The sequence below is a fragment of the Shewanella sp. GutDb-MelDb genome, from assembly GCF_002836075.1.
Taxonomy (GTDB): Bacteria; Pseudomonadota; Gammaproteobacteria; order Enterobacterales; family Shewanellaceae; genus Shewanella.
The window spans coordinates 43,677-51,541 of the sequence record NZ_PJBM01000126.1 but is presented as its reverse complement, the minus strand read 5'-3'; the positions used below and the strand labels follow the sequence as shown (position 1 = coordinate 51,541).

Here is a 7,865-nt window from a genome sequence, read left to right as displayed (position 1 = left end):
AGTCGATAGAGGTTACTTCTATCAAACGCCCTGGCAAGGATAATTACGTTAGGGTAGGTATGTTTGATGTATTCGGTGAGTTCAACCGCTCGGTCTGGATTATCAATGGCAATCACCAACATCTTGGCTTCTGCTATACCCGCGGTATGCAACAAGTCGGGTTGAGTTGCATCACCATAAAAACTCTTGGTATTAATCTTTCTGAGGTTTTCAACTTGTTGAGCCTCATGATCAAGCACCACGGTTTTAAAGCCATTAGTCACTAAAAGGCGATTCACTATCTGACCAAATCGACCAACCCCCGCAATGATGACCGTCCCTTTCTCATCGATAACATCAGGCTCTCGCATGTTTTCTGTTTGCTCGTAGCGAGGCAAAATGACTTTATCAAACAAAATAAAGAGTCCAGGCGTGAGGAACATCGATATAGCTACCACTAGAGACAGTATTTGGGCTAAATCAACCGGAATGACATGGTTTTGTACGGTATAGCTCAGAAGTACGAAACCAAATTCACCAGCTTGTGCAAGGCTTAATGCAAATAACCAGCGGTCGCTATTTTTGATCTTAAAGATCATTGCCAGTAACAGTAATACCGTTGCTTTAATGAGAATAACACCTAAAGTCATCGCCATTACTGGGCCAATATTGGTGGCCAGTACATCAAAGTCGATACCCGCCCCTACAGTGATAAAAAACAGGCCGAGCAATAAACCTTTAAAAGGTTCGATGACGGACTCAAGTTCATGTCTAAATTCACTGTTGGCCAATACGACGCCGGCCAAGAAGGTACCTAAAGCGGGAGATAATCCAACAAGGCTCATTAACGCCGCAATACCGATGACCAACATTAATGCTGTCGCAGTAAAAATCTCCCGCAAGTTAGAACTGGCAACGTATCGAAACAATGGCCGGCTTAAGTAATTGCCGCCGACAACCACAATAGCGATAGCGCTTAAAACAACAATGCCATACGCCCAACCCGGTAGGCCAGCGACCAAAGACATCTGTTCATGATGTTCTGCCGCGGTGGCTGCGGCTGACTGTGCCTTTTCTATGAGTTCTGGCAGCGCTAGCAGTGGAATTAGCGCCAACATAGGAATGACAGCGATATCTTGAAATAGCAGTACAGAGAATGCGTTTTTACCGCCTTCTGTTTTGGTTAGGTTCTTTTCATTAAAGGTTTGCAGCACGATCGCGGTTGATGACAGTGAAAAAATCATACCGATAGTAAGTGCAATACTCCAATTAAAGCCGAAAGCAAATGCAATGCCCATAACCACCAATGTAGATAGTCCAACTTGAAGACCGCCTAAGCCGATGAGTTTATGACGCATATTCCACAACATGCGAGGTTCAAGCTCTAAACCGACTAAAAATAGCATCATCACCACGCCAAACTCAGCAAAGTGTTGCAAGGTACTTGTTTCATTGCCCACTAAACCCGCTATGGGTCCAATGACGACTCCGGCAATTAAATATCCTAATACCGACCCCAAACCTAACCGCTTAGCCAGCGGGACGGCAATAACGGCGGCCGCTAGGTAGATAAAAGCTTGTATAAAATAAGCGGTCATTATCAGTCCCTTATCAAAATATTGAGATTTTCATTTAGTTTTTCGAGTGACTTTCCGAGCGCTATATCTAAGGTATTATTGCTTAATGCGGATAAGATTCTCAGCCAATCTTCGATATGTGAATGTACGCGGTTTTCGTCAAAAGCACTGCGGGCACAAAAAAGGGCAAAAGGGGCGAGGTAAGTCATCCCTGTGAGGCTCGCTGTTTGTTCTAGCGGATGGAGTAATTCCCTTAAGGTAAAATGGTTATAACCATTTGCCTGATAAGCAGTTTCACTACCTCCCGCGCTAATGGCACACAAAAATGTTTTCCCCTCAAGGGCATTACCGTTTGCACCATAAGCAAAGTTGTATTCAAGTACGAGATCTTGCCACTCTTTCAAAATCGCGGGCGTAGAGTACCAATACAGTGGAAACATGAATACGATAACATCGTGATCTCGGAGTCGTTGTTGCTCTTTGTCGATGTTAATCCTAAATGTGGGATATTCGGCATATAGATCAACTGCGGTGACATGTTCCTGTTGTTGAGTGGCACGAAATAGTGGTTTATTTATCTCAGAACGCTCTTGAGAGGGGTGGGCGTAAAGTACGAGGATCTTTTTTGCAGCATCAACCATTATTTGTCCAATTTAATCATCCTAACTATCTGTTATTTAATTTAGCACAGAGAACTAGAAGCATTAACAAACTTTGAATGTAGATTGATACTTAGGTCATTTTTATTACGCCTGTCCGTGGATAAGCGTGCTATTGAATTGAGCTTTATTAGAGATGGCTATATGCCTAAGTTTCGTTCTGTTTCTAGGGTTTCGGCACGAATGATATCAATTGATTTATCTGCTTTAACACCTATGCGGTTATCTTTAAAAATATTGATCTCTATTTCGCCTAAAGAGTTGCCATATTCATCGTAGATATTGCTGAGAATAATCGCACTGTTCACTGAGCGGGTTAGAATTAACATAATACATCCTTGTATATGAACTGCTGCTCCTAGTTTAGACTAATATTTGCAGGAGGGTGGCTCAACAGAAAGGCTGATTTGGTCTTTTACGCTGCATTATCGAGTTTTACTAGTCGATATTTTAATAAAAATCAAAAGTTACAGAGGATCACTTGTTAGTGGTTCTCGGGTAAAGCAAGGTTAAGTCTGGTAGTTATTCATTTAATGTTTATTAACATCCAATGAATACCTCTAAAGGAATAATAAGATCAGAGGGATAACTACAGAGTTCACAGAAGTAAAAAACAACATGGATATCAATTGTTATCGAATTTGTTGGTCGATACACTAAAGGTATTACATAAGGTATATATAAAATGCATTTTTAAGGTAAAGCAAAACGATGTTAAATATTGACGACCCAGCAGCGACAGAAAAAATTCCCGCCTTGTTTAGGCTAGGTTTTAGACCTTTTTTTCTAGGCGGCGCTTTGGTTGCCATGTTGTTTGTACCGCTTTGGCTACTGACATGGTTTTTCCCAGAACATAGCCTATTCCAAACAGACTTTTGGGTTAAAGTTGTACCGCTTTGGTGGCATCCGCATGAGATGTTGTTTGGCTTTGCACTTGCCATTGTGTGTGGCTTTTTGTTGACGTCAGTACAGACGTGGACTAACCAACCGGGGATGAAAGGTTGGGCGTTGGCGTTGACCTTTGGCTGTTGGTTGATAGCAAGAATCATGTTGCTGTTGCCGGTTTCTATTCCACTTTGGCTGCCGGCAATATTTGACTCATTATTTTTAGGGCTCACAGCGTTAAAACTTTGGCGCTGCATCTATAAAGTGAAACAATGGCAAAATATTGGCTTTCCAATCATGCTGGTGGCCGCTTTATCGATAAACCTACTTAGTTATTATGCGCTAAGCACGAGAGATTTTTCACTTAGCCTACAGATCTGGCAAGCGATGATATGGTGGTTAGGGCTACTGATCACTATTGTTGGCGGTCGGGTTATTCCGTTCTTTACGGCAATAAGAATTAAGCAAACTAAACCCACGCCAATCGCCTTGATTGAAAAAAGCCTTATTGTGGCTATGGTTGTATTAGTTATTCAAGCGATGAGTAAAGTGCTACCAGTGGCTGTTGAACAAGCGCTTTTACTTATCGCTGGAGTGTTACACCTTATTCGTTGGTTACGTTGGTTTCCACATAAAACCCTTAAAGAACCGATGTTGTGGTCATTACACATTGCGTACCTCTTTTTGCCGATAGCCTTGTTGGCGCTTGCAGCAAAAATTCACGACACCATGGCGTACCATCATTTGATACACCTATTTGGTATCGGTACATTAGCGGGCATTTGCCTGTCGATGATTTCAAGAGTTTCGCTTGGCCACACCAGCCGAAATATCTACCAAGGCCCAAATATGACGGTTGCCTTTTTATGTATCCCAATTGCTGCAGTATTAAGATCTTTAATGCCAATCATTTCACCTGAGCATTATCAACTATGGTTGTGGTTGGCTGGCGCATTTTGGTCTTTAGCGTTTGCAATGTTTGTCGTCAATTATGCTTCGATACTATCAAAACCAAGAGTTGATGGTCGTCCAGGCTAGGCGTTGTTATTTTTAGTGTTATTTATAAATGTAATTTCAAATATTAATTAAGGTAAGTAGAGAATTAGATGAGTGTAAAAATGTTAGGTAAAGTGGTCTGTGCTTTTTTGTTTATATCCTTGACCAGCGTTGCGAGTTTAGCACAGGCGTCAGAGCCCAGTGTTGCAGCAAAAGAGCAAGCTGCGCGCGATATAAGCTTAAAAGAAAAGTTTCCTGTCCAATATAAAAGCTGGCTAGAAACTTCAGAGCAAACAGAGCGTGAAGATATGTTGGCCAGCTATCCAGCCGCTATTATTTTGTGGGCCGGTTCATCGTTTGCTAAAGAGTACCATAGCCCGCGAGGTCACCATTTTGCGGTGGCAGATATAACTCATACTCTGCGTACGGGTGTACCACCCAAAGCGGGTGATAAAGGTTTGTCTGCAAGTTGTTGGACTTGTAAAACACCAGATGCACCGCGGTTAATGAATGAACTCGGTATCGAAGGCTTTTCTGCTAAGAACTTTACAGATCTTGGCACAGAAATAAACAGCGTTGTGTATTGCACCGATTGTCATGTCGACGGTAAAGCAGAGCTGGCGTTACCGCGCCCGCATGCTCAAGACGCTATGGCGAAAGTTCATCTTCCTTTTGATAAACAAAATGAAAATATGAAAGGTGCTCAAGTGTGTGGCCAGTGCCATGTGACTTATTACTTTCAGCCAGAACGCAGTAACAAAGTTAATATCCCCTGGATTTTTGGCAATAGTGCCGATGATATAGAGAAATATTACGATACTCGCCGTTTCTATGAATGGATCCATCCTATTTCTCAAACACCCATCTTAAAAGCTCGTCATCCAGAGTTTGAACACTGGAGTCGCAGTAAACATGCTGAGGCGGGTGTGACATGCATTACTTGTCATATGCCTGAAACCAAAGATGAGCATGGCAATACCTTTACCAGCCATAAAGTGGGTAAGGCATTGGAACATTTTGACCAAGTTTGTCAAAACTGCCATAAGAGTGAGCAAAAAATCATTAGTTCACTGGCAAAGAACAAGGCAACGATTAATGCTAAAGCGCGTGAAGTTGAAGGGTTATTGGCAAAAGCGCACTACGAAGCTGGTGCGGCGTGGGATGCCGGCGCAACTTGGCCTCTAATGAATGACGCCATCATGGCCATTCGTCACTCTCAATGGCGCTGGGATTTTGCTATGGCATCTCATGGTTTATATGCCCATAACCCAGAAGAGGGTAATGCACTGCTTGATACAGCCCTTAAACAAGTTAAATATGCGCGTACTTCGTTAGCTGAAATTCTCAACAAGTTTGATGTAAAGAGTGTTAACTACCCTGATATTAGCTCGAAAGCATCAGCCCATGCAGCGGTCGGCATTGAGCTTGACAAGCTGACTGAAGCGAAGAAGATATTTATCAAAGAGGAAGTGGATGAGAATTGGTCTGAAGTGAGTCGTCATGGCTACGAGTAATTAGATATCAATTACTGATTAACTTGAGATTGTGTTCGTTAAAAAAGCCAGCTTAGATAAGCTGGCTTTTTTACGACGAGACAGTGGCTAGAAGAGCAAATCAATAATGAGGCCTATGCTAAACAAACCACTAAAAATCATGGTGAGTTTAGCTGTGCGCCCTAGTAAAGGGTTTAGCGCAGCGCCAGTGGCTTCATTAAAATCACGGCACAGATTACGCGCCAAGATAAATCCAAGACCGGCAAGCAGCACGGGTAAACCCGCGAGTGCTCCCATCAAATACCCTGTAATAATAATGGCAAAAGGTAAGTAGACTAAACTTTGATAAAAAATCCGTGCTTGCGCTAAGCCGATGCGCACAGCGAGTGTTTTCTTACCCGCTTTTATATCGGTATCCATGTCTCGGGTGTTGTTGACCAGCATAATCGCTGCATTAAGAAAACCGATAGCCGAGCCGAGTAACCATGCACTAGTACTGGTTGTATTAGCTTGCAGAAAGTAGCTACCGACCACTGCAACAAGTCCAAAAAAGACAAATGCAGCGATTTCGCCTAGTCCATGTGAGGCTAGCGGGTAAGGGCCGCCGCTATAGCCTAATGCACCTAAAACCGCTGCCGCCGCGAGCAGGGCAATAGGCCATCCACCGTGGGCGATTAAAAATGAGCCCACAATGAGGGCTAACGCAAGGGATAAGAGCATGGCATTACGCACCGCTGTGGGGCTTAACAACCCGCTTTGTGTCACTCGAATAGGCCCTACACGTTCTGCAGTATCTACACCACTTTTGAAGTCAAAATAGTCATTGGCTAGGTTAACAGCAACTTGCAATAACACGGCACAGATCATCGAAGTGACAGCGATGAACCCACTGAATTGTTCAAGTTGCAGTGCTAAAACATTACCGACCAATAATGGCCCAATCGCCGCAGGTAAGGTACGAGGGCGTATTGCTAGGATCCATGGATTCATTATTTATAATTACTTTACAGATATATATATCGCAGGATTACGACGTAACAAAGGAGTGCTGGCCTCATAGCATAGCAAAATTAACAGCGTCTAAAAAGTGGATTTTCTGTCGCTAATGGCGGCGAAGTTAACATTATCGTTAACTTGAGGCTTAGGTGAGCAGAGCGGTTTAAAATTTTAGATCTAGCGCACACCCTCCGATGAGTATTGTATGCAATATTGAGCTTCGAGCTTGAATAGCAGTATCGATATATAGGTTGTGAGTACTTGGAGCTGTTGATTGTGTTACAGGGAAGTCACCACCTAAAACTTAAATATAACGTTTGAGGGTCTAGGGATATGCGTTTTGAAGACCAAGTTGCCATTGTTACTGGTGCAGCTTCAGGCTTAGGGCGAGCTTATGCTATAGCGTTAGCAGAGCGTGGCGCGCGGGTTGTGATTATAGACAATGAAGCATTAACGAATAAAGACTCAGGGCTGCGCAGTTGCGCTGCCGCTATTACAGCGCTGGGGGGCGAGGCGCAAGTGTTTTGCTTAGACGTCAGTGACTCTTCAGCGGTGCAACAGATGGTTGATGAAGTGCTGTTAACTTGGGGGCGAGTTGATATTTTAATCAACAATGCAGGCATACATCACTCATGTCCGTTTGAACACTTAAGCGAAGCGACATGGAAACGTCAGTTTGATGTTGATGTACATGGCAGTTTTAATATGACTAAAGCAGTATGGCCGAGTATGAAGCGCAGCGGTTATGGCCGAGTGATTATGACGTGTGCCAGTTCAATATTTGGCGATATGTATGAGTCGAGCTTTAGTGCCAGCAAAATGGCGTTGATTGGGCTGGTCAATAGCCTGCACCTAGAAGGTGAAGAGTTCGGGATTGCCGTTAACACGATTACACCACATGCTGTCACTCAAATGACAGCAGAGCACCTTGCTCCGGCGGTTAGACCGCTTTTTTCCAAGACCACAGTTCTATCTGCAATGCTCTATCTATGCAGCTCCGCATGCCATTCAGGAAAGCATATTTTTGCCGCAGCGGGGGGGATAAGTCACGCGGAAGTTGTTGAATTTGCAGCAAGCCGGTTTACAGCTGAAGAGTGTACACCGGAAATTATTCATAGCCGCTGGAGTGATATCTACCGTTCTAAGCCTTATAGAGGCCGTTCTTCGGGTGAAGCACAGGTGTTAGCATGGGCAAAAGCCTCGGCAGAGCAACGTAATATCGACATAGAGTAATAGCTGGCGAGCGTTGGGGTCTTGGGTTAAGCTAGCCAATAATGGTA

7 protein-coding genes are annotated in these 7,865 nt (G+C 43.6%); 3 read left to right on the top strand and 4 right to left on the bottom strand.

Going from position 1 to position 7,865, the window contains the following annotated elements:
- The 3 genes from CXF82_RS03850 to CXF82_RS03840 all read right to left on the bottom strand — a co-directional run.
- A partial coding sequence (locus CXF82_RS03850; RefSeq protein WP_102043688.1) for a monovalent cation:proton antiporter-2 (CPA2) family protein occupies positions 1-1,577 on the bottom strand: 1,577 nt, incomplete at its 3' end.
- Positions 1,578-1,579: 2 nt separating this feature from the next.
- A complete protein-coding gene (locus CXF82_RS03845; RefSeq protein WP_102043687.1) occupies positions 1,580-2,197 on the bottom strand; it encodes an NAD(P)H-dependent oxidoreductase in 618 nt (205 codons plus the stop codon).
- A 158-nt stretch (positions 2,198-2,355) separates the two neighbouring features.
- Positions 2,356-2,544, bottom strand: coding sequence for a carbon storage regulator (locus tag CXF82_RS03840; RefSeq protein WP_101092283.1), 189 nt, complete (start codon positions 2,542-2,544; stop codon positions 2,356-2,358).
- A gap of 382 nt (positions 2,545-2,926) precedes the next feature.
- On the opposite strand from CXF82_RS03840, the gene CXF82_RS03835 reads away from it, so the two are divergent.
- Together CXF82_RS03835 and CXF82_RS03830 are read left to right on the top strand one after the other, a co-directional pair.
- Complete coding sequence (locus CXF82_RS03835; protein ID WP_102043686.1) at positions 2,927-4,138, top strand: NnrS family protein; 1,212 nt, start codon at positions 2,927-2,929, stop codon at positions 4,136-4,138.
- 68 nt (positions 4,139-4,206) lie between these two features.
- Positions 4,207-5,610: an ammonia-forming cytochrome c nitrite reductase subunit c552 gene (locus CXF82_RS03830; RefSeq protein WP_102043685.1), complete on the top strand. Its 1,404-nt coding sequence runs from the start codon at positions 4,207-4,209 to the stop codon at positions 5,608-5,610.
- A gap of 87 nt (positions 5,611-5,697) precedes the next feature.
- On the opposite strand, the gene CXF82_RS03825 is transcribed toward CXF82_RS03830, so the two are convergent.
- Positions 5,698-6,579, bottom strand: a complete 882-nt coding sequence (locus tag CXF82_RS03825; protein WP_102043684.1) for a 1,4-dihydroxy-2-naphthoate polyprenyltransferase — start codon at positions 6,577-6,579, stop codon at positions 5,698-5,700.
- A gap of 339 nt (positions 6,580-6,918) precedes the next feature.
- Here CXF82_RS03825 and CXF82_RS03820 point away from each other — a divergent pair, with 339 nt between their 5' ends.
- Positions 6,919-7,818: an SDR family NAD(P)-dependent oxidoreductase gene (locus CXF82_RS03820; protein WP_101092279.1), complete on the top strand. Its 900-nt coding sequence runs from the start codon at positions 6,919-6,921 to the stop codon at positions 7,816-7,818.
- Positions 7,819-7,865: the final 47 nt, after the last annotated feature.